This window comes from gamma proteobacterium symbiont of Lampromicra miyakona, assembly GCF_059730895.1.
Map to the genome: position 1 here is coordinate 3331429 of NZ_AP035932.1, position 21193 is coordinate 3352621.

The following is a 21193-nucleotide window of genomic DNA, read 5'->3' on the forward strand; positions in this document are numbered from 1 at the left end:
GAAGACTATGCGTAACTACAAAATTGCCGCGATTCCGGCAGACGGTATTGGCCCGGAAGTGATTTCGGCTGGCGTTGAGGTACTGCAGGCGCTGACGCGGCACGATGAACAGCTGACGTTTGACGTGCAGACCTTTGACTGGGGCTCGGACTACTACAAACAGCACGGCGTGATGATGCCGGAAGATGGCCTGCAGACGCTGAAGCAGTTTGATGCCATCTACTTTGGCGCGGTGGGCGCGCCGGACGTGCCGGATCACATCACGCTGTGGGGGCTGCGCCTGCCGATTTGTCAGGGCTTCGATCAGTACGCCAACGTGCGGCCTACCAAAATTCTGCCGGGCGTGACCTCGCCGCTGCGCAACCGTGGACCGGGCGATCTTGACTGGGTCATCGTGCGCGAGAACTCGGAAGGGGAATACTCCGGCAACGGCGGCCGTGCGCACCGCGGCCTGCCAGAAGAGGTGGGCACTGAAGTGGCGATTTTCACCCGCGTCGGCGTGACGCGCATCATGCGCTACGCCTTTAAACTGGCGCAGTCGCGGCCGCGCAAACTGCTGACGGTGGTGACCAAATCCAATGCTCAGCGGCACGGCATGGTGATGTGGGATGAAATTGCGGCGGAAGTGGCGCAGGAGTTTCCGGATGTGCAGTGGGACAAGATGCTGGTGGATGCCATGACGCACCGCATGACGCTGCACCCGCAATCGCTGGACACCATTGTCGCCACTAACCTGCATGCGGATATTCTCTCCGACCTCGCCGGCGCGCTGGCCGGCAGTCTCGGCGTCGCGCCGACTGCCAATATCGATCCGGAGCGGCGTTTTCCGTCGATGTTCGAACCGATTCACGGCTCGGCGTTTGATATCACCGGCAAAGGCATCGCTAACCCGATCGCCACCTTCTGGACGGCGGTGCAGATGCTGGAACATCTGGGCGAACGCAACGCGGCCGCGCTGATAATGCAGGGCATTGAACATGTATGCGCGGCGGGCATTCTGACGCCGGACGTCGGCGGCAGCGCCACCACCGCTGACGTGACGCGCGCGCTGGTGCAGTTTATTGAAGCCAAATCTCAGGTGGCGGCAACCGCCTGAGCCGAAAGGCGGGGTGTTACAGCGCCGCCGCCAGCCGGTCCAGCGCCAGCAGGATGCCATAACGCCGCGCCGGTGCTGCATCCGGCAGCGGCAGCCAGTAGTTGGCCTGGCTGGCGAGATCCAGCGCCGCCGGGCACAGCGCCATCACTGGGGTCTGCTGGATGTGAGCGTGATGCACCGCGCTGAGCACGCTGCTGTTGATGGTGTCCGGCGCGAGGATCAGCAGCAGATCGTCCGGCTGCAAACGGCTGAGCGTCAGGCGCAGCAGGTTGTCGTCCTGGATCCACGCCAGCGCCAGCCCGGCTTCACTCAACCGCTGCTGCACTTCCGCCACCAGCGGCGTGTGCTGGCCGGCGGCACCGATCAGCAACACGCTGCGTGCCTGACGCAGCGCCTGCGCCGCCTGCTCCCAGCGGCTGTCATCCAGCTGCTGCCACTGCTGGGTCAGCGCCTGATGCAGACTCACCAGCTGCGGCACCGCACCGTGGCTGGAAGTAGCCGGTTCGGCGCTGGCGCGTGCCAGCCGCATACGCAGATCGCGAATATCGTCGCAGCCGACCGAACGGGCAAAGCGGGTAATGGTCGCCGCACTGACTTCCGCCCGGCTGGCCAGCTGTTCAATGGTGGCCGAGGCCGCGAACGCGGCGTCACGCAGGATGGCGCGCGCCACCCGCTGCTCCTGCTGGCTGAGGGAAGCCTGCCGCTGACGAATCACCGTCATAAACGCACTTTCCTGCTGGCCGGCCTGGCGCACCTGGTGAAGAAAATCATCCAGATCGCGGTAGCCCGCCGAGGCAGCAAAGCGTTGGAGTACAGCCGGGCTGACACCCGCCTGCGCCGCCAGACTCTCCATGGTGGCCTGCGCGCTGGCGTGCAGGTTATCCAGAATAAATCGCGCCAGCTTTGATTCCTGCGCATCAAAACGCGCCGACTGCTGCTGCAGTTGCCAGACAATATCCATTAGCTCATCACATCCTCAGTAACGAACCCTCATGATGCATGAAAATATTTTTCATGGTGAGATTTTTTTCAGCTGAGCGCACTGAATTTTCCTGGAATTAAAGCACTCGCAACAGAAATCATCGTCCCGATCACACCAATGAAAATTATTTTCATGGCAGTTTAAAGATTAAGATATTGATAAATAAGAATTTAAATAACTTTCATCACAAAATCATCTGGCCGCAGGGTATTTACAGTGCGACTGCGACAGGTCTTAAATGCCGGAGTCAATTCACAGGAGGATAAATTATGCGCATTGTTCTTTGCTGTGCCGCCGGCATGTCTACCAGCATGCTGGTGAATAAAATGCAGCACGCCGCACAAGCGCGCGGGCTGGCGATCAACATTCAGGCCGTCCCGGTGGCCGATTTCGAACGTATCCTGCCGGACGCAGACGTGGTGCTGCTCGGCCCGCAGGTGCAGTTTGAAGCTGCCCGCCTCACCGCCATCGCGGCCCCGCAGGGCAAGGCGGTCGCCGTTATCGACATGATGGATTACGGCATGATGCGCGGCGAACAGGTGCTGGATAAAGCGCTGGCGCTGCGCGCTTCCTGATTCTTCGTTTCCCCCAATCTGACTGATAACACACGGCGTTGCGCTGTGGGAGATTCTGCATGCCTGAAGATGACGTAATGGTGGTTCCGGAAGAGGAGATCATGCTGCTGCTGGTGCAGGCCGGTGCTGCGCGCAGCGCCGCTCTCAGCGCCCTGCGGCTGGCGCGCGCCGGCCAGTTTGATGCGGCACAGCAACAGCTGGCGGCGGCACGGGAAAACGTGAGCAGCGCGCATCAGCAGCAGACGGCGCTGATTAGCCTGGACGAAGGCAGCGGCCGGTTGCCGGTTACCCTGATTCTGGTTCATGCCCAGGATCACCTGATGAACGCCATGCTGATTCAGGATTTAGCGGGCGAAATCATTGAACTCTATCGCCGTACCACGGCAGGAGAAAACGATGCTTAAGATAGCAATCATTGGCGGCGGCAGCAGCTATTCGCCGGAGCTGGTGGAGGGAATCATCAACCGTTATGCGCAGCTGCCGGTAACCGAACTGGCGCTGGTGGATGTGGTGGCAGGACGCGAAAAGGTGCAGATCATCGCCGATCTCACGCGCCGTATGCTGCAAAAGAACGGGCTGGAGCAGGTTAAGGTCAGCGTGCATTTCGCGCTGGATGAGGCGATTCGCGGTGCGCGCTTTGTGCTGACACAGCTGCGCGTCGGCCAGCTGGCGGCACGCGCCGCCGATGAACGGCTGGGCCTGAAGTATGGTCGTCTCGGCCAGGAAACCACCGGCGTCGGCGGCTTCGCCAAAGCGCTGCGCACCATTCCGGTGATGCTGGAGATTGCGCGCAAAGTGGAACAGCTGGCACCCGATGCCTTCATCATCAACTTCACCAATCCGGCGGGCATCGTCACCGAAGCCGTGGCGCGCTACAGCAACGCGAAGATCATCGGCCTGTGTAACGTGCCGGTGAATATGCACCATATGATCGCCGGCATGTTACAGGCGCCGTTTGACGAGGTGGCGCTGCGCTTTGCCGGGCTGAATCATCTGGTGTGGGTGCATCAGGTGCTGTGCCGCGGCGAGGACGTGACCGCCGGGGTGATCGAACAGCTGTGCGAAGGCCAGGCGCTGACCATGAATAACATCAAAGAGATGCCGTGGTCGCCGGCGTTTCTGCGCGCGCTGCAGGCGATTCCCTGCCCTTATCACCGCTACTACTGGCAAACACCGCAGATGCTGGCCGAAGAGCAGGAAAAAGCGCAGCACGGCCAGGCCGGAACGCGCGCCGAACAGGTGATGAAAGTGGAAGCCGAGCTGTTCACGCTGTATGCCGATCCGCAGCTGGCGCACAAGCCGGAGCAGCTGAGTTTTCGCGGCGGCGCATATTACTCCGAAGTGGCCGTTGAGCTCATCAGCGCCATCCATAACAATAGCGGGCAAAATCTGGTGGTGAACTGCCAGAACCGTGGGGCGATTCACGGTCTGCCGGACGACGCAGTGGTGGAAGTGAACTGTGTGGTCGATGCGCAGGGCGCGCACCCGCTGGTGTTTGGCGCGCTGCCACCGCTGATGCACGGGCTGACGCAGCAGATTAAAGCCTTCGAGCGATTGACCATCGACGCGGCGGTGCACGGCGATCGCGGTGCCGCGCTGCTGGCGCTGGTCGGCAACCCGCTGGTCGGCGATGTCGCCAGCGCCGAAGCGCTGCTGGACGAAGTGCTGACGCTGAATCAACCGTGGCTGCCGCAGTTTGCGTGATATCCCTGTCGCAAACCGCACCCTGGCCGTCGTGGCGCGCTTCGTCGCGCAATAAATTGCGCCGCGACGGCCGGGTGCAGGTATCCGCTGCCGCGCCGAAATGACACGCATTGACCTGTTAATTTGTTGCGCCATTGTGCCCGAGGAGGCCCTATGTCCAACCGTAATATCATCGAACGTTATGTGCTGCCCGCCGCGCTCAAGGTGGCCGGGCAGAAGCATGTGCTGTCCGTGCGGGACGGCATCATTCTCAACATGCCGTTCATGCTGATCGGCAGCTTTTTTCTGATCTTCGCCTACCTGCCGATCCCGGCGTGGGGGCATCTGATGGCCGACCTGTTCGGCGACAGCTGGCGCAATAAACTGCTCTATCCGGTGCGTGCCACCTACGACATCATGGCGCTGATCTCCAGCTTCGGCATCGCCTACCGGCTGGCAGAGAAATACCGCACGCTCGATCCGCTAACCAGCGGCGCGATGGCGCTGGTGGCGTTTGTGATGACCATTCCGCAGCAGACGCTGTTCGCCCCGGTTGAAGGCGCACCCGCGCAGCTGGTCACTGGCGTGCTGCCGATTTCGCTGATCGGCAGTCAGGGCCTGTTCGTGGCGATTGTGATTGCGCTGCTCTCCACCGAAATCTACCGCTTTGTGCACAGCCGCAACCTGGTGATCAAGATGCCGGAAGGCGTACCGCCGGCGGTGGCGAAATCATTCCTCGCGCTGGTTCCCGGCTTCTGCGTGCTGGCCGTGGTGCTGCTGCTGCGCCTGGCCGTTGAAGCCTCACCGTTCCACGACATCAACAACCTGATCGCCACGGTGATTGGTTTGCCGATGCACCACGTCGGCGGCACGCTGCCGGGGATGATTTTCTCAGTGCTGCTGATTGGCATTCTGTGGACGCTCGGCCTGCACGGCGATGCCATCGTGCTGGTGTTCATTCAGCCGGTATGGCTGTCGAACATGAGTGAAAACCTCGAAGCCTTTCAGCATAACCAGCCGATTCCGCACATCTTTACCCAGCAGTTTTACGATTTATGGATTGCGCCTGGCGGCACCGGCGCGCTGCTTGGGCTGGTGATCTTTATGCTGATCCGCGCGCGCAGCCGCCAGATGAAACAGCTGGGGAAAATCGCCGCGCCGGCGGCGCTATTCAACATCAGCGAGCCGCTGGTGTTCGGTATTCCGCTGGTGATGAACCCCTACCTGTTCCTGCCGTTTATCCTGACGCCGGTGCTGCTGGTGATTGTTTCGTGGGCGGCAATGAGCAGCGGTCTGGTGGCGCCGCCAGCCGGCATCGCCCTGCCCTTCACCACGCCAATCTTCGTCAGCGGCTATCTCGCCACCGGCGGCCATATTTCCGGCACGGTGTTGCAGGTGGTCAACCTGACGATTTCGCTGGTGGTCTACTATCCGTTTTTCCGCGTGTGGGATCGCCTGAAGCTGCGCGAAGAGCAGCAGAACGAACAGCAGGCGCAGGCCGCCAGCGGCAGCGCCGTCGTACCTTCCTGAACCATTCCCTGCCGGGTGCGCCCTGCTGCGCACCCGGCCGCATCCTTCCACTTTTTGCAATAATGACTTCGCAGATCTGGCTATTCTGCCAGCAATACGGCTGTGCGAACCTTAGGCCACGGCTCGGGATCACCCCGGCCACTACCTGAGGAATCGCATGATGAAACTGTACAACTTAGCGCTCTCCGGCCACGCTCACCGCGCACTGCTAGCGCTGTCACTGTTCGGCATAGCCCATGAAACGGTCGAAGTCGACCTGCCTGGCGGCGAACATAAAACCCCGGCGTTTCTCGCCATCAACCCATTCGGTCAGGTGCCGGTGCTGGAAGACGATGGCGTTTACATCGCGGATTCCAACGCCATTCTGGTGTACCTGGCGAAGAAATTTAACCGCAGCGACTGGCTGCCGGAAGATGCGCTGGGCGCCGCCCAGGTGCAGCGCTGGCTGTCAGTGGCGGCCGGTGAACTGGCTTACGGTCCGGCGGCGGCGCGCCTGATTACCGTGTTTGGTGCCAAATTCAACGCGGAAGAGGTGCTGGCGCGCGCGCATCTGATTCTTTCCCGGCTGGAAAGCCATCTCAGCCAGCGTGAGTGGCTGGTGGGCGACCATCCCACCATTGCTGACATCGCTTTATACAGCTACCTGGCCGGTGCCCCGGAAGGCAACGTCGAGATGTCCGGTTACCCTGCGGTGAATCAGCTGCTGCGCCGGATTGAAGCACTGCCCGGCTTTGTGCCTTTTCCGCAGACCGCCGCCGGCCTGCGCGCCTGACAGGAGCCAGCATCATGGGCGAGAAACTGATTACGCTGCCGGTATGGCATGACGGTGAAATTGCGCTGCAGCAGCAGGCGGGGGTGGCGGAACGTATGGCCGATGTCGGGCAGCGCGTGATCCGCGATTACATGCCCGATCAGCATCGTGACTTTTACGCGCAGCTGCCGTTTATCGTTGCCGGCAGCGTTGATACACAGGGTGATGCCTGGGCCACGCTGCTGGAAGGCCAGCCCGGTTTTATCTTCTCGCCCAACGCCACCACGCTGGATATCGCGGCCCGTCCTGACGCCAGCGATCCGGCGGCCGGCGGGATGACCGATGGCGCGCCGGTGGGCCTGCTCGGCATTGAGCTGCACACGCGGCGGCGCAACCGCATGAACGGCGTGCTGACGGCGATTGGCGGCGGCCTGCGCGTGCAGGTTGACCAGAGCTTCGGCAACTGCCCGCGCTATATCCATCTGCGCGATTTCCGCTTCGATCATACGCCCGGCAGGGCTTATCAGGGCGAGGTTGAGACACTCAGCGCGCTGGATGACACCGCGCGCACCGCCATCCGGCAAGCCGACACGTTTTATGTCACCACTTATGCCGACCAGGCGCGCCGTCAGGTGGACGTTTCGCATCGCGGCGGCAAAGCCGGTTTTGTGCGCATCGCTGCCGATGATGTACTGACCATTCCAGACTTCAACGGCAACCTGTTCTTCTCCACCCTCGGCAATATCGTGCTCAACGGCAAGGCCGGGCTGCTGTTTATCGACTACGCGAGCGGCGATGTATTGCAGATGAGCGGCGATGCCACGGTGATAACCGATTCCGCCGAAATCGCGGCCTTTCAGGGAGCCGAGCGGCTGTGGCGCTTTAGCGCGCGCCGCATCGTGCGCCGGCGCGCTGCCCTCGCCCTGCGCTGGGCCGATCAGCCAGACGGCGTATCGCCCGCCTCGCTGATGACCGGCGACTGGCCGTCCGCCAGCGAACGCCTGCAGGCGCAGCAGCTGGCGGCGCAGTGGCGACCATTTCGCATCACGCAAATTGTCGATGAGAGCGCGCAGATTCGCTCGTTTCATCTTATGCCGGATGATGGCGCTGGCGTGCTGCCGCATCTGGCGGGCCAGCATCTGCCAATCCGCCTGACGCTGCCGGGCAGCGCTAAGCCGCTGATTCGGCAATACACGCTGTCAGTTGCACCGTCGGATGGTTATTACCGCATCAGCGTGAAGCGTGAAGGCGCCGTCTCACAGTATCTGCACGATGCCCTGCGCGTCGACGATCGGCTGGAGGTGCGCGCACCGGCCGGTGATTTCACTATTGATGCACACGAAACGCGGCCAGCGGTGCTGCTGGCGGCAGGCGTCGGCATCACGCCGCTGCTGGCGATGCTGCGTCATCTGATTTACGAAGGACGACGCAAACGCCGGATGCGCCCGGTGTATTTGCTGCAGTCGGCGCGTAACGTCGCCGAACGCCCGTTTGCGCGTGAGCTTGATGCGCTGCTGGCGGCCAGTGAAGGTGCGTTGAAACTGGTGCGGGTGCTGAGCCAGCCGGGTGCAGCCGAAGCGGGCGTGGATTACGACGTTGCCGGACGCATCGATATGGCGCTGCTGTCGCAGGTGCTGCCGTTCAACGATTACGATTTCTATCTGTGCGGTCCGCCGTCATTTACCCAGGCAATGTATGACGGACTGCGCGGCCTGAATATTGCCGACGCGCGTATTCACGCCGAAGCGTTTGGTCCGTCGTCGCTGCAGCGTCAGCAGGAGGATGCGCCAGAGCCCGCCGCGCTGCCGCCAGTGGCGACCGAAGCGGTGCCGGTGGTGTTTACAGAGTCGCTGAAAGAAGCGCGCTGGACGCCGCAGTCCGGCACGCTACTGGAGCTGGCCGAAGCGCGCGGCCTGAGCCCGGCCTACAGCTGTCGCGCCGGACATTGCGGCAGCTGTAAGACCAGACTGGTGAAAGGTGCGGTGACTTACACTTCCCGGCCAGGCATCACGCTGGCGCAGGATGAGGTGCTGATCTGCTGCGCGGTGCCGGCGCAGGTCGAATACGGGGACGCGGCGGTGCAGCTGGCGTTGTGAGGTGAGTGCCCGGCTATGCAATCAAACCAGCAGGCTGCAGGGCGGGCGGCATCTTACCCGCGCTCAGTTGGTCAGAATCGATTCGATTCCCTGTATCAACGCAGGGAAATAGGATTGATCAATAGCGATCCCGCCAGTCAGTTGCCAGCTATCATATATAGCGGGAGTCGCAGTGAAGTTGAAACCGATTAAATCACTTCCCTCGACAGCATTGAATTCGCAGGTGAACGCTTTCATTCTGGGTGCGAAATTTACCGGCTTAGGTCGTCCATTTTTGTACAGGGATGCATAAAACTCCGATAACATTTCCTTCAGACTTTCAAGGTCGAAAATCGTCAGTTCGCACTGACATTGCAGATTTATACTGCAACCGGCAATTTCCAGCCAGCACATAATCAAATCCAGCCTGCGATCTTCAGGCTCCTCAATTCTTTCGATAAATGAGAAGCGAAATAACGCATCTTCATTTTTGATCTCAAACATTTCTGTCCCGCCACTCAGTCGATATGGAAGTGTGAAATTGTCCAGTCCCGTTCCCTGACCACAACATGTAACGTGTACTCTTTGTGGACATACCTGATTTTATCATGCTCCACAATCTTTTTCAGACGGGTCATTTTTATACGATATAAAAACATGCCGGGCATTTTTTGAGCATCAGGGCTTCGTGAACCATAGCGGATAGCTTTTTCCAGTATATTGACCGGAATATATCTGCCCGACTCGGCCATATGCGCGGCCGTAGTACGTGTAAATTTAAGATTTCGCACGGACAGGCCAACCTTCAGGCGGCCACGCAGCATATTGAGCGTTGCTTCGCTTAGCACACTGCCTATGCTTTTACCCGCAGCGACATCCAGCACCGCCCGACCACTGCTCAACAGGCGAAAAACACCAAATGCAATCAGCGCAATATCTAGCGGATCAATGAGCGGGGTTTGCAACGGAGCTTCTTCAAGCGTGGTAAAACGCCCATCCGCATCATAAACCTGCCACAGTCCGGGAGCCTGCGCGACCGTGTAACCAATACACAGCCCTGTAGCATCATCCACAATTGGACGCGCACCATGTGGAGGCATGAACTGAGGTTTTACAGCATAATACTCATTATGAGGCAGGGGGTTCCTGAAGTTGAAAAAGTACCCCGGCTCATCGGGATCCAGCATCCGTATATCCATCACACCTTCTCAATTCTTCCATAAATCAAATTCCCGCATACAAGAATCGCGAATTATTTAATGAAGTCAAGAGCCGAATTATACTTATAAGTAATATTTCTCAATGAATCAGCTTTGTAACTTATGCATGAGGCCGGTTTTTCAGTTCATCATTAGCCATAAGTTACCTGTTCCCCTGGCAATTTGCTGAACTCGCCGTTGTCCTGTTTTTAGGAGATTCACTAACATTTTCTGGTAATTTTCAGATTATTCGTTTTCTGAATGTCTGACTAACAAACACTTCCCGCGAGATTAAAAAAAAAGAGAAGTTGGTGGGCGATATTTTAAATGATCGCAACAGGTGGCGAGAATTATGGATGAATGAAGGCGAACATTAATCAATGCCAATAAAAAAAGGGTATCAGCGCTAACTGATACCCTTTCAGAAGGTTGGCTTAAAACCAAGCCGGTGCATTTACTCTGCACTGAATGTTGCTGGAACGCCACCTTCTTTCAGTCACCCGTCAGAAAATCTCTTTCTGACCAGTGCCTTATTGTTAGTGGTGCCCGGACGCGGAATCGAACCACGGACACGGGGATTTTCAATCCCCGTGTGTAAGTGTTAATTTTTTCCGCTTTGATTGTTGTGAAATTGCTTATCTCACCTGAATAAACTTCAGGTGTTATAAATGCATTTAAAATCAGATAATTACAAATCACTTGGTGCCAGACCGAAAGTGATTCCAGTTGTTTCAACTAAAGGTGGCGAGGGTAAATCAACCCAGGCCGCAAATCTCGGCGGTTTTCTCGCGGATGCGGGCATCAAAACCCTCATTATCGACGGGGATCACGCTCAGCCAACTGCCAGCAGTATCTATCCCTTAGCATATGAAGCGCCTTGCGGTCTCTATGAGCTGCTCATGCAGACTGCAGACCTCTCACGGCCAGAAAACATAATTTCCCGCACCGAGATCGATAATCTGGACGTCATTGTCTCCAATGATCCCCGCAACCTTTTACCTACCTACATGCTCAATGTTGCCGACGGACGCGTGCGCCTGCGGAATGCGCTGGCGAATCCAGTATTCAGCAGGTATGACGTCATCCTGATAGATTCACAGGGTTCACGTTCGGTGATGTCGGAACTGATTATTCTTGCCGCTACCGGTGAAATGATCGGCATGGTAAAGCCCGTTCTGCCCGATGTCCGCGAATTCATGCGCGGCACAGTTGCTCTTATGGAAGAGCTCCTTCCTTATCTGGCCTTTGGTATCAAACTCCCGCAGATACGCATGCTGGTTAACTGTATGGATTATACGGTGCTGGCCAAAACCACCGTTGAGCATGCTGAAGCCATCATTTCAGGCGGTGATTACAGTCAGCATTCGGACAAAATAGTTATTGAGATGCTTCAGACCAGAATCTATGACCTGGATATCTATAAACATGGTCATGCAGCAGGGCAGCCAGTTCACAGACTCGAGAAGAAAACCAGCCGTAAAAGTGATTCGGCCTTTGATTCCATGCACAACCTTGCATGCGAACTTTTTCCCGAATGGAAAGAGAAGTTTGACGAGCTTGCAGCAGAAGGGGGGCGTAAAGATGACCTCTAATCGCAGAAATATCCCCGGTTTGTTTTCTCTTGATGCTGAACAGTCTGTCATCGGTGGCCTGATGCTGGATAACGATCGCTGGGATGAAGTAGCAATCCGCCTCAGCGCCAGTGATTTCTTCCATAAGGTTCATAAAGCCATCTTTCAGGAAATGACGCGTCTGGTAGCGGCCAGTAAGCCCATAGACCTCGTGACGCTGGCTGAAAGTATTGAAAACCGTGGTAAAGATGCCCTTGACCAACTCGGTGGCTTTGCCTACCTGGCAGAGCTCGCTAAGAATACGCCCAGCGCGGCAAATATCGTTGCGTACTGTGACATCGTGGCAAAATACAGTCAGGGTCGTCAGTTAGCCGCAATTGGTACAGAAATCACTGAATCGGTAAAAAAACCGGGTGCTGATATTGAAAGGGTAATGGAAATTGCCGAGCAGAAAATCACCCGACTTGCCGAGCGAACTGAACCTGAACAGGCAGTTACTCTCATTGATGGTATGGAAAAGCTGCTGGTTGAGCTGGAGCGCCGATGCAATGTCCCTGACGGTATTACCGGTACGCCTACAGGTTTTGAAGACTTCGATGCTATGACCAGCGGTCTTCAGGCTGGCGACTTAGTGCTTATAGCGGCACGTCCATCGATGGGTAAAACGGCGTTGCTAATAAGTTTGCTGATTAATTCCTTAATGAAAAAAAAGGAGTCAAACGGGCAGTTTTACAGTCTTGAACAGCCTACAGAACAGATCCTGATGCGCATGGTTGCTTCACTGGGCAGCATAGACCTGACGCACCTCAAGAGTGGGTTAATGGATGATGAAGACTGGGCGCGAGTGTCAAACGCTTATGGGCTATTAACAGGGGACCTCAAAGATCGCCTCATCATTGATGACACCGGTTCACTGACGCCCGCGATGCTTCGTATTCGCGCCAGACGCAACGCGCGGCGCTATGGTCATCCATCGATTATCGGTCTTGATTACCTGCAGCTGATGCGCTGCCCGGATCAGGAAAACCGCACGCAGGAAATTGCAGAAATATCGCGTTCTCTGAAAGCGCTGGCCAAAGAAATGGACTGCCCTGTTGTCGCGCTGTCACAACTGAACCGACAGCTTGAGAGCCGCGCAGATAAACGTCCGAATAATGGTGATCTTCGCGATTCCGGGGCTCTTGAACAGGACGCTGACGTCATCGTTTTTATCTACCGTGATGAGGTCTACCACGAAAACACGGATGATAAAGGTGTCGCTGAAATCATCATCAGCAAACAACGCCAGGGGCCTACAGGCACAATTCGCCTGCAATATGAAGGTCGTTTCACCCGATTTTCTGACCTGACGGCCAGCGCAGGGAGGACAGCAGCATGAGTAACGTTCGTAACCTGAACATCGGTGCTGCCATGCTGCAACGGGGTAAATCGCCTTCTCAGATCACTGACCCAATGGATGCCGCTTCGTTGCCGGTCAGCGAAATGGCAATGGTACTGACTCTGGATCAGCTGCGCCCGAATCCGGACAACCCCCGTAAAGGCCGCAATCCGCGTTATGAAGAAATTAAAGCCTCCGTGCGTGCTCGCGGGCTGGATTCCATTCCAAAAGTGACCCGCGATCCTCAGGGGGAAGACGTTTACATCTTCAGCGACGGCGGCAACACCCGATATCAGATTCTCTGTGAGTTATGGCAGGAAACCGGCGATGAACGTTTTTATCGCATACACACCATTTTTAAACCGTGGCCCGGGCGACTGAAATGTCTTGTCGGACATTTGGCTGAAAACGACGTCAGGGGAGATCTGAGCTTCATTGACAAAGCATTTGGGATTCACAATGCGAGAATTATTCAGGAAGAGCAGCTGGGAAGGCCTGTTTCACTTCGTGAGTTGTCTGAACTCCTGAACGATGAAGGCTATCCTGTTCACGCATCCAGTATCAGCCGGATGGAGGATACACTCAAATATCTTCATCCGCACATGCCTGACCTTCTGGAAAGAGGACTCAGTCGTGGGCAGGCCCTCCCCATCCTCAACCTCAGAATTCTGGCTGAGAAAGTATGGACTAAATATGACGTATCCGATGATTCGACAGATGAATTTGAGCGGGTATTTGGTGAAGCGTGCAAGAATTTTAATGATCCTGACAGCTTCTCCTTTGATCACCTGCGCGATGAATTAATAGGTCTCCTGGTTAAAGCTCTGCCCCATCCGAGCCTCAATTATGATCGATGGCTGATTGAGCTTGACCCCCGTGAACAGAAGCGCCGTGAGCAGTTTGGTGAGCCGCCACCGCTGCCGGCAATGTCGCCACCACAGGAAAGAGCGACAGGCCGGGAATCCCCGACGTCTAATGTCACTGTTCTGCCTCCGGATACAGATTCCGAAACCCCGGTAACGGGCCTGCGCAGCGGCACCCTGATCACACGCGGTCGTCCCGAGCCAGCTCCGGAACTGCACGCAGGCGCTGAACTACCTGTAAACGCACTGGTAACCGCCGGCAGTGAACCGCGTTGCGAAGTCCAGGATGACCTTATTGGCGGCCGGCCGGTCATTACCGGTGAAACGGCTGGTACGGACAGCATTTCTCTTACTGATTTCAGTCAGAGCACACTGTTATCAGCAATTGGTGAGGAAAATGACCCTCTGCCGGCGTCAGTCAGCTCAGTCTCCTTCGCTGCTACCGGCCTTGAGCCCGTCAGCGATATCTGGCACATCCCGGCACTCCAGGATGATATCGAGCATCTGCAGGATATGGCCTACCGGCTTGTCTTCGAGATTGCTGAGGCGATGGGCTGTGCGGACAACGTGCGGGAGGATAAACACCCTCAGTCATCAGGCTTTGCCGTCTCCGAAACCGGCAGCGAATTTGTCCTCTTCCTGGCAGGCCTGTCCGGCTCACTCCCCAACAAACAGTTCAATATGTTTATGTTCTGTCTGAATTTCTTTGGTACTCAATCTCCGGCTGACGTGGCCGTATTCGACGATGTTACGGTTGTGAAAACAATGCGTCTTATCCGCATTATCCGCCGTCTGCGTGAGCTGCAGCGACTTGCTGCAAAGGGAGGGGAAAATGTCTGATGATCTAAACGATGAAATGGCGCAAGCCAGTACGGCTCTGTTCACCCAGCGCGGCATAGATGCAATCCGGGCGCAGGTGCACTCTGTAAAACCGTCAAAAGCGTTCTGCGAATGCTGCGGAGCAGACATACCGGTCGCTCGCCAGCAGGCTGTGCCGGGCGTGGAATTCTGTGCTGGCTGTCAGGATGTCAAAGAGAAACAGGACCGTCACCGTGCTACCGGGAGCAGGGGGATGCGCTATGTCGGATAACGCAAAAGTCACAGCCCGTATCCGCCGCCTGATGGCGCTGGGCACGCGCAACAGTAATCCTCATGAAGCCGCCCGTGCGGTTGCACTGGCCCAGCGGCTTATGCAGCGTCATGGTATGACGCCAGACATGCTTTCTCTCAGTGGCATCACCGAGTCAGTTTGCCTGAGCCTGACCAGCAATGCAGATAAAGTGCCAGCCTGGCTGAGCTCTCTGGCAACAGTGGTCTGCATGGCCACAGGATGTCGCTGCTGGTTTGGCTGGCATGTTCATGTCAGTTCACAGGGAACCAGCAGCGTTCGCCGTTCACTTCACTTTTATGGCTTCAGCGAACGACCCGAGGTGGCGCTCTACATCTATACCGTTCTGCAGCGCCAGCTGCGCGCCGCGTCTGAAACGCACATGCAACAGTATCGTACCCGTCGAATGCTGCTGCGTACGCTCCGTCGTCGTGCAGATCAGTTCAGGGAGGGCTGGGTATCCGGCGTCTGGCAGGTGCTGCGTTCATTTGCGCCCTCTGAGGAGGAAAATACCGTACTTCAGCGCTGGCTGACAAAGCGCCATGCCGGAGACGCACTGGCCGACGTGACTGTTCGTGAGGCGGGAAGCTGCCGCGGTGACAGCGCTGCCCGGATGGCGGGTTTTCTCGCCGGCCGGGATGCCGACCTTCATCATGGCCTCAGTGGTGAACAGGCTCCCCGGCAGATTTCAGCAGGGGGAGGCTCTCATGACTGATGTTTTTTTATGGTGTGCCTGCCTGTCGGGCTGGCTTTTTGATGTTCTGCTCGTCGCCGACCAGGCGATTTCAGGAGGTGGCCTGTGAGCCAGCATAACTTTTCTAATCTCTCTCAGGCTACCACGGCCATTCTTTCCGCACTGCTGATGGACATCAAAAACGGCAATATCCGCCGCTGCGAGTCACTGGGTATGTCCGTTGAAGAGATCCGTGCGCTAAGTCACCTTAGTCTTGACGAACTGCACTACCTCAGCCAGTCACACGTTTCCGTGCTAGATGTCTCCCTCAATCATGAAAATTTCTGGCTAATGCTGAATCAGGCCCGGAACGAGCAGAAGCGGTTCATGATGATTGACCGTGCACTTGAACTCGGCGGCTCAATGGAGCTTATCGACCGGTACTTTGGCCTGTCACCCTCAGAAGTGAGTGCACGCCGCCGTCTGATGGGCATCGAGTCCCGGCAGGGGCGAACTCAGGCCCTGACAGAGCCTCAGGACGCAGCGCTCTGGATCGAATGGAAAGCCTCAGGTCTGACATCTCCTGATTCCCATCAGGCGCTTGAGGCGATGATGCTCGCGGCGGAGCAGTTGGGTCTTTCCCTGACAGCAGTCTGGAGCCGCGTATGTCAGTGGTGCCGGGAGGCGGGTACCACTGCCCGCACTGCGCCCGCACAAATACGTAAGGAGGCATGATGGAACTGGAAGATTTTTCTCCTCGTCAGCAGGTTTCCCCGGCGGTACGCCGCCGGGCGCAAAAGTTATTCCATGCACTTTGCTGCGGCCAGAAAGTGTTCCGCCGGCTGGCCATGAACGGATATCTCAAGATAGATGTTGGACCGTTCTGGCGCATCCTGAGCAAGGACGGTGGCCGGCAGTGGTGGCTGATGGATCATGAGACATACAACCGTGAAATACGCCGGTAACGGATTGCCGCTGATGACCACACTGTGCCGGGTTTATCCCGGCACAGTGCTGTCTCAGGCAGAAGAGGAGAGCATAAAATGACCATTCCCGCCGACAGTATCGTGGCGCATACGCTTGGCAGAATGCAGCAGAATCTTGAGCGGCGCGCTGATAACGGCGATGTAAGCCAGGAACGCAGCGGGCTGCTATTTATGGGAAACGTGCACGATGCGTTCCCGCGCAGGCTGTTTCTTGATACGCGTCTGTCACCGCTGGATAAAACCGCCTGGGTGATGATCAGGCTTTATGCGCAGCAGAATGAGGGAGCCATCTTTCCGACCTATGACGAGCTACAGGTTCAGCTGGCCTCCGCGCATTCCGAAAAATCCTCACGCGATACGGTGAGCCGCGTTCTGCTGATGCTGCGCCTGACCGGCTGGCTCAGTCTGTGTAAGCGGGTGCGTGATGACCGTGGCCGCGTGAGGGGCAATATCTACGCGCAGCATGATGAGCCGCTGGGTTACCGTGACGCCGAAACCTTTGACCCGGGCTGGCTGACGCTTGTTGAAGAGAGCTGCCAGAATCGTAATAAAGCGGTCCGGATGACCGCGCTGGCCGTGGTGAATGATATCCTGCAGAACCCCGGGATGCGTCATCGCCACAGTCGCCTGGCCCTTATCGAAAGTCGCCTGAGCGCGCCGTTCACGCCTCAGCAGATGGTCTGCAATCGCCAGGCTGTGACCCGCAGTCCGGATTCCGGACTCAGTCAGAAAAGTGCAAAGAATCAACCAGATCCACTGAGTCCGGAAAACGGACTCAGTAATTCATTAATGGAGAAAACGCCGAGTCCGGAATCCGGACTCAGCCTGAAATCAATGACTTACACCGGAGTCCGAAATCCGGACTGTAACGTACGTTCTTTCACACAGAGTGTGAATAAAAAAACGTACGTACCGGGTGGAGAGCATTTTTTGCCTGAAGACTTTGTTAACGGGCTGAACAGTGAGGATCGACAGATGCTCACCACCCAGATGGCCTCACTGCCGGAAGCGCTAGCGAAGGCGCTGGCTGACATGCTGCGCGAACAACTGCGACTTGGCAGGCTTAATAACCCGGTTGGCTGGTTGTTCACGATGCTGCGACGTGCCCGTTGCGGTGAGCTGAATTTGCATGAAACCGCAGTACATGGCAGTTCCGGCAGCAACAATTCCAGTACAACCGTCCCGCGTGCTGTACCAGCAGCCAGTCTGCCTGTAAAGCCTGCGAGCCGGCCTTCTAAGGAGGATGTCAGGGCGATGATTGAAAGCATACGCCAGAGTGTTAGCAAATAATTAGACGGTTGAAGCTTCAGCTTACCTCCATCCGGTAAGACACTTGCAGCTGACACAATCTACCCTGCGGTAATAAACGAGCAGTATTGCGGGATGCAACAGTGGCTAAAAAACAAGCAATGTTGCGGGGCGCAACAGTGGTTAAAAAACAAGCAGTGTTGCGGGGCGCAACAGCGGCTAAAAAGTAAGCAGTGTTGCGGGGCGCAATCAAATCAAAATCTAACCCGCCGTTAATTTCTTATCCGTAATTATGAGTTTCACATTGTTGGGAATACATCTGATTCAGGACTATGCCAGCTCTTCTTAACTGAATACAGGTGACGATAACGATGGCAGATAAACAGGTAACAAAGACAGGTTCTCTTCAGTCTGAAATGACAATTGCCCTCCATACCAATTATGCAATTGGTTTGTGGCTGGGGCGCAAACGGGAGAAGCCGGAGGGAGACGCGCCTGCGAAACACGGCATTATCGGAATGCCTCAGTTCTTCACGCGCGCAACACAAATTAACCAGGATTCGCTGAGTAACAATCCCTGGGCTGATGAAGCTATGTACCGTCTGGAAGAAAAGCTGAAATCTGCATCTGAAACGATGTCCGGGCTTATCAGTAAGCTGGATGAAGATATGAGTGCGCTCCCACAGGGCGTAACATTGACGGAAGTTTCTTCGGCAGAGCCACTGGATATTCATGTTTATACGCGTACTCCGCTGGGCTACCGGTGCGTGTTTCTGCTGGTAGGATTTGACCAATTTGCCAAAAAGGTGCTTCAGGCATCGCATTATGGACTGATCACGCGAAATGACCGGGACAGTTATCTCAGTGAAGGAGGACGGCTGCTGCGTCAGATTTACGGGACTGTTTTATCTTACCGTAGGGTGGATGCAACACGCCTGGATGCAGCAGAAAGCAATGCTGTCTGGCAGAAGGCCTGCCAGGATGCAGGTGAGCCCGATCGTGCCGTTCTGCTCGGCGAAAAGCGCTCAGCCTTTTCACCGCCGGTGAATGAAGCGAGCGTAAATTTGCTGCGCATGCGTTATCAGGCAGTCTGACTCACAGGAGGGTGGCTATGCGCCTTTATATCTGTGAAAAGCCCTCTCAGGGGCGCGATCTGGCAGAGGTAGTCGGCGCCACCCGTCGCGGCGATGGGTTTCTGTCAGGCAGTGGCGTCACCGTCACCTGGGCTGTAGGCCACCTGCTGGAAACCGCCCCGCCGGAGGCCTATGGTCAGCAGTATGGTAAGCCCTGGTCGCTCTCTGCGCTTCCCATCCTGCCGGCCCCCTGGCAGGTCGTTGTTAAGAAGGAGACGCAGGATCAGTTTAAAGTCATTGAGCGGCTGCTGCGTCAGGTTGACGACGTGGTGATTGCCACTGATGCTGATCGTGAGGGTGAAGTCATCGCGCGCGAGCTGCTGGATTACTGCCGCTGGGAAGGCCCGGTGCAGCGGCTCTGGCTCTCCGCTCTGGATGAAATCAGCATCCGCGCAGCACTTAAGGACCTTCGCCCCGGCCAAGCCACGCTCGGGATGTATCACGCCGGTCTCGGGCGAGCCCGGGCCGACTGGCTGATAGGCATGAACCTCTCCCGTCTTTATACCCTGCGTGCAGCCGAGGCAGGCTTCGATGGCGTTGTCTCTGTAGGTCGTGTGCAGACGCCGACGCTGGCGCTGGTTGTTCGCCGGGACCGGGAAATCGCCTCTTTCGTGCCCAGGCCTTACTGGCAGGTTAAAGCGATTATTTCGGCCGGCGGCATCACCTTTCCGGCTCAGTGGGTGTCGGCGAAGGTGTATACCGACGAAGAAAAGCGCTGTGTTCACCAGAACATCGCGCAGCAGGTGGCGCAGCTGTGCCGTCAGACGGGGCACGCTGTGGTGACAGAATGTGACACTAAGCGCGAAAAATCCGCCGCTCCGCTGGCTTTTTCGCTGGGCACCCTGCAGCAGGCCTGTGGCAGGATGTGGGATATGTCACCCCAGCAGGTGCTTAATACCGCGCAGAGCCTGTATGAAAAGCACAAGGCCACCACTTACCCCCGCACCGACTGCGGTTACCTGCCAGAATCCATGCGGGAAGAGATTTCCGGTGTGCTCGATGCCATTGGCCGTACCGACCCGGAATGTGCACCGGTGCTGGCAGGCCTCGACAGGGAATTTGTCTCGCGCATCTGGAACGACAAAAAAATAACGGCACACCACGGCATTATCCCCACGCGCAATGCGTTTCAGTTGTCTGCGCTGTCTGAGGCGGAGCGTAACGTCTATCTGCTCATTCGCCGTAACTACCTGGCGCAGTTCCTGCCTCAGCATGAGTCCGATATCACCCGGCTGCAGTTCGACATTGGCGGGCAGCTGTTCCGCAGCTCCGGACGAACGGAGGTGATAAAGGGCTGGAAGGTCCTGTTTGAAAAAGATCAGGATATTAATATTGATGAGGACGATGACGCAGCTGCTGCCCTGCCGCCGCTCAGCCGCAATGACCGCTGTGCGGTGACCGGTGCTGAGGTGGCGCAGCTGATGACCCGTCCGCCGGCACACTATACGTTTGCCACCCTGATTGGAGCTATGATGAATGCGGCCGCTTTTGTTACGGACGTTGCGCTGCGTAAAGTGCTTAAAGACAATGCGGGGCTGGGCACCGAAGCCACCAGAGCAGGCATCGTTGAGCAGCTGCTGAACCGGCGTTTCATTGTGCGTAAAGGCAGCAAAATAATGGCGACCGAACTGGGAACCGATGTGATCGATGCCCTGCCGCCCCAGCTGACCGAGCCGGGTATGACCGCGCTCTGGGAACAGGCTCTGGATGAAGTTGCCGCCGGCCGTATGTCGCTGGACGACTTTCTGCAGCGCCAGGCCGGCTGGACGCGCAACCTGGTCAGCCACGGGGCTCAGCAGCAGGTCCGTATCCGGGTTCCGCCCACGCCAGCCTGCCCGATGTGCGGAGGGAAAACCCGCCTACGCAAAGGGGACAGGGGGGAGTTCTGGAGCTGCCAGCGCTACCCTGGGTGCAAAGGCGTCGTCAACATCAGCGGCAGCAAAAACAAGCGTTCCCGGAAACCTAAGTCTGCTGAATCAAAGAAGAATTAATCCGTCGTCTCCGATTGCGGGCCGTCAGGGGCTTTGCTATTGTGGCACCGGCTCTGAAGCCGCACCCCGTGACTGCGGGTTTCGTCAGCATCTAATGCATGTGCTGACGGAATACAGTCTGACCGGCCCTGTCCACACCTGAACGGGAGCCGGTAAGGCACGAAAACTCCGTGAAACCCGTGCCGGGAACTGAACACGCCAGCGGAGCAACTGCTTTAAGCAGATTAACATCAGGTCGATGGTGCAGACCTCAGAGGGCGGTGCCGCAGGGTGCCGCTTTTTTTATTTTTATGTGCTGATGATTTTTTGCACGCTGCGACGTTGACATCCGCGGCGTCTGAATGAATGATT

20 protein-coding genes are annotated in these 21193 nt (G+C 57.0%); 17 read left to right on the top strand and 3 right to left on the bottom strand.

The window, feature by feature from the left end; all coding sequences use genetic code 11:
* Positions 1 to 7 precede the first annotated feature (7 nt).
* A complete protein-coding gene (locus tag AC6I8P_RS15620; protein ID WP_058774858.1) occupies positions 8 to 1096 on the top strand; it encodes a tartrate dehydrogenase in 1089 nt (362 codons plus the stop codon).
* Between the two features lie 16 nt (positions 1097 to 1112).
* Here AC6I8P_RS15620 and AC6I8P_RS15625 read toward each other — a convergent pair whose 3' ends face one another.
* The gene (locus AC6I8P_RS15625; protein WP_132465933.1) at positions 1113 to 2057 is read right to left on the bottom strand and encodes a MurR/RpiR family transcriptional regulator; all 945 of its coding nucleotides are present in this window, start codon (positions 2055 to 2057) and stop codon (positions 1113 to 1115) included.
* Positions 2058 to 2347: 290 nt separating this feature from the next.
* Between AC6I8P_RS15625 and AC6I8P_RS15630 the strand changes: the two genes are divergently transcribed.
* The 6 genes from AC6I8P_RS15630 (at position 2348) to AC6I8P_RS15655 (ending at position 8713) form a co-directional block, all read left to right on the top strand.
* Positions 2348 to 2653, top strand: a complete 306-nt coding sequence (locus AC6I8P_RS15630; RefSeq protein WP_021507627.1) for a PTS sugar transporter subunit IIB — start codon at positions 2348 to 2350, stop codon at positions 2651 to 2653.
* Positions 2654 to 2712: 59 nt separating this feature from the next.
* Positions 2713 to 3057, top strand: coding sequence for a PTS lactose/cellobiose transporter subunit IIA (locus AC6I8P_RS15635; RefSeq protein ID WP_230201125.1), 345 nt, complete (start codon positions 2713 to 2715; stop codon positions 3055 to 3057).
* Positions 3050 to 4357, top strand: a complete 1308-nt coding sequence (locus AC6I8P_RS15640; protein WP_498030725.1) for a 6-phospho-beta-glucosidase — start codon at positions 3050 to 3052, stop codon at positions 4355 to 4357. The genes AC6I8P_RS15635 and AC6I8P_RS15640 overlap by 8 nt, the downstream gene beginning before the upstream one ends.
* Before the next feature lie 153 nt (positions 4358 to 4510).
* The gene (gene celB / locus AC6I8P_RS15645) at positions 4511 to 5866 is read left to right on the top strand and encodes a PTS cellobiose transporter subunit IIC (protein ID WP_021507630.1); all 1356 of its coding nucleotides are present in this window, start codon (positions 4511 to 4513) and stop codon (positions 5864 to 5866) included.
* A gap of 160 nt (positions 5867 to 6026) precedes the next feature.
* The gene (locus tag AC6I8P_RS15650; protein ID WP_141496284.1) at positions 6027 to 6638 is read left to right on the top strand and encodes a glutathione S-transferase family protein; all 612 of its coding nucleotides are present in this window, start codon (positions 6027 to 6029) and stop codon (positions 6636 to 6638) included.
* A gap of 14 nt (positions 6639 to 6652) precedes the next feature.
* Positions 6653 to 8713 carry a 2Fe-2S iron-sulfur cluster-binding protein gene (locus AC6I8P_RS15655; protein WP_498030726.1) on the top strand — a complete coding sequence of 687 codons (2061 nt, stop codon included), beginning with the start codon at positions 6653 to 6655 and terminating at the stop codon, positions 8711 to 8713.
* 63 nt (positions 8714 to 8776) lie between these two features.
* On the opposite strand, the gene AC6I8P_RS15660 is transcribed toward AC6I8P_RS15655, so the two are convergent.
* Together AC6I8P_RS15660 and AC6I8P_RS15665 are read right to left on the bottom strand one after the other, a co-directional pair.
* Entirely contained in the window at positions 8777 to 9196 is a 420-nt protein-coding gene (locus AC6I8P_RS15660) for a hypothetical protein (RefSeq protein ID WP_141496225.1), read from the bottom strand.
* A 14-nt stretch (positions 9197 to 9210) separates the two neighbouring features.
* Positions 9211 to 9879, bottom strand: coding sequence for a hypothetical protein (locus AC6I8P_RS15665; RefSeq protein WP_498030727.1), 669 nt, complete (start codon positions 9877 to 9879; stop codon positions 9211 to 9213).
* 680 nt (positions 9880 to 10559) lie between these two features.
* Between AC6I8P_RS15665 and AC6I8P_RS15670 the strand changes: the two genes are divergently transcribed.
* From AC6I8P_RS15670 to AC6I8P_RS15715, 10 genes are all read left to right on the top strand, one after another.
* Complete coding sequence (locus tag AC6I8P_RS15670) at positions 10560 to 11483, top strand: ParA family protein (RefSeq protein WP_267411403.1); 924 nt, start codon at positions 10560 to 10562, stop codon at positions 11481 to 11483.
* Positions 11473 to 12840, top strand: a complete 1368-nt coding sequence (gene dnaB-PI, locus AC6I8P_RS15675) for an SPI-7-type island replicative DNA helicase (protein ID WP_267411405.1) — start codon at positions 11473 to 11475, stop codon at positions 12838 to 12840. Before AC6I8P_RS15670 ends, dnaB-PI begins: the two co-directional genes overlap by 11 nt.
* Entirely contained in the window at positions 12837 to 14543 is a 1707-nt protein-coding gene (locus AC6I8P_RS15680) for a ParB family protein (protein WP_498030728.1), read from the top strand. The genes dnaB-PI and AC6I8P_RS15680 overlap by 4 nt, the downstream gene beginning before the upstream one ends.
* On the top strand, positions 14536 to 14793 hold the full coding sequence (locus AC6I8P_RS15685; protein ID WP_260642031.1) for a TraR/DksA C4-type zinc finger protein: 258 nt from the start codon (positions 14536 to 14538) through the stop codon (positions 14791 to 14793). The genes AC6I8P_RS15680 and AC6I8P_RS15685 overlap by 8 nt, the downstream gene beginning before the upstream one ends.
* Positions 14783 to 15526 (top strand): DUF2786 domain-containing protein, encoded by a 744-nt coding sequence (locus AC6I8P_RS15690; protein ID WP_498030729.1) that lies wholly within the window; start codon positions 14783 to 14785, stop codon positions 15524 to 15526. The genes AC6I8P_RS15685 and AC6I8P_RS15690 overlap by 11 nt, the downstream gene beginning before the upstream one ends.
* Positions 15527 to 15610: 84 nt before the next feature.
* Positions 15611 to 16219, top strand: a complete 609-nt coding sequence (locus tag AC6I8P_RS15695) for a DUF2857 domain-containing protein (RefSeq protein ID WP_104187900.1) — start codon at positions 15611 to 15613, stop codon at positions 16217 to 16219.
* Positions 16219 to 16449, top strand: a complete 231-nt coding sequence (locus tag AC6I8P_RS15700; protein ID WP_058770063.1) for a ParE family toxin-like protein — start codon at positions 16219 to 16221, stop codon at positions 16447 to 16449. The genes AC6I8P_RS15695 and AC6I8P_RS15700 overlap by 1 nt, the downstream gene beginning before the upstream one ends.
* A 78-nt stretch (positions 16450 to 16527) precedes the next feature.
* Complete coding sequence (locus AC6I8P_RS15705) at positions 16528 to 17760, top strand: STY4528 family pathogenicity island replication protein (protein WP_498030730.1); 1233 nt, start codon at positions 16528 to 16530, stop codon at positions 17758 to 17760.
* 329 nt (positions 17761 to 18089) lie between these two features.
* Positions 18090 to 18812, top strand: coding sequence for a PFL_4669 family integrating conjugative element protein (locus tag AC6I8P_RS15710; RefSeq protein ID WP_498030731.1), 723 nt, complete (start codon positions 18090 to 18092; stop codon positions 18810 to 18812).
* A 17-nt stretch (positions 18813 to 18829) separates the two neighbouring features.
* Entirely contained in the window at positions 18830 to 20842 is a 2013-nt protein-coding gene (locus AC6I8P_RS15715; RefSeq protein WP_498030732.1) for a DNA topoisomerase III, read from the top strand.
* Positions 20843 to 21193 lie beyond the last annotated feature (351 nt).

Coding starts and splice junctions, on each gene's coding strand:
- AC6I8P_RS15620 (WP_058774858.1), top strand. CDS start 8: ATGCGTAACTACAAAATTGCCGCGATTCCGGCAGACGGTATTGGCCCG.
- AC6I8P_RS15625 (WP_132465933.1), bottom strand. CDS start 2,057: ATGGATATTGTCTGGCAACTGCAGCAGCAGTCGGCGCGTTTTGATGCG.
- AC6I8P_RS15630 (WP_021507627.1), top strand. CDS start 2,348: ATGCGCATTGTTCTTTGCTGTGCCGCCGGCATGTCTACCAGCATGCTG.
- AC6I8P_RS15635 (WP_230201125.1), top strand. CDS start 2,713: ATGCCTGAAGATGACGTAATGGTGGTTCCGGAAGAGGAGATCATGCTG.
- AC6I8P_RS15640 (WP_498030725.1), top strand. CDS start 3,050: ATGCTTAAGATAGCAATCATTGGCGGCGGCAGCAGCTATTCGCCGGAG.
- celB (WP_021507630.1), top strand. CDS start 4,511: ATGTCCAACCGTAATATCATCGAACGTTATGTGCTGCCCGCCGCGCTC.
- AC6I8P_RS15650 (WP_141496284.1), top strand. CDS start 6,027: ATGAAACTGTACAACTTAGCGCTCTCCGGCCACGCTCACCGCGCACTG.
- AC6I8P_RS15655 (WP_498030726.1), top strand. CDS start 6,653: ATGGGCGAGAAACTGATTACGCTGCCGGTATGGCATGACGGTGAAATT.
- AC6I8P_RS15660 (WP_141496225.1), bottom strand. CDS start 9,196: ATGTTTGAGATCAAAAATGAAGATGCGTTATTTCGCTTCTCATTTATC.
- AC6I8P_RS15665 (WP_498030727.1), bottom strand. CDS start 9,879: ATGCTGGATCCCGATGAGCCGGGGTACTTTTTCAACTTCAGGAACCCC.
- AC6I8P_RS15670 (WP_267411403.1), top strand. CDS start 10,560: ATGCATTTAAAATCAGATAATTACAAATCACTTGGTGCCAGACCGAAA.
- dnaB-PI (WP_267411405.1), top strand. CDS start 11,473: ATGACCTCTAATCGCAGAAATATCCCCGGTTTGTTTTCTCTTGATGCT.
- AC6I8P_RS15680 (WP_498030728.1), top strand. CDS start 12,837: ATGAGTAACGTTCGTAACCTGAACATCGGTGCTGCCATGCTGCAACGG.
- AC6I8P_RS15685 (WP_260642031.1), top strand. CDS start 14,536: ATGTCTGATGATCTAAACGATGAAATGGCGCAAGCCAGTACGGCTCTG.
- AC6I8P_RS15690 (WP_498030729.1), top strand. CDS start 14,783: ATGTCGGATAACGCAAAAGTCACAGCCCGTATCCGCCGCCTGATGGCG.
- AC6I8P_RS15700 (WP_058770063.1), top strand. CDS start 16,219: ATGGAACTGGAAGATTTTTCTCCTCGTCAGCAGGTTTCCCCGGCGGTA.
- AC6I8P_RS15705 (WP_498030730.1), top strand. CDS start 16,528: ATGACCATTCCCGCCGACAGTATCGTGGCGCATACGCTTGGCAGAATG.
- AC6I8P_RS15710 (WP_498030731.1), top strand. CDS start 18,090: ATGGCAGATAAACAGGTAACAAAGACAGGTTCTCTTCAGTCTGAAATG.
- AC6I8P_RS15715 (WP_498030732.1), top strand. CDS start 18,830: ATGCGCCTTTATATCTGTGAAAAGCCCTCTCAGGGGCGCGATCTGGCA.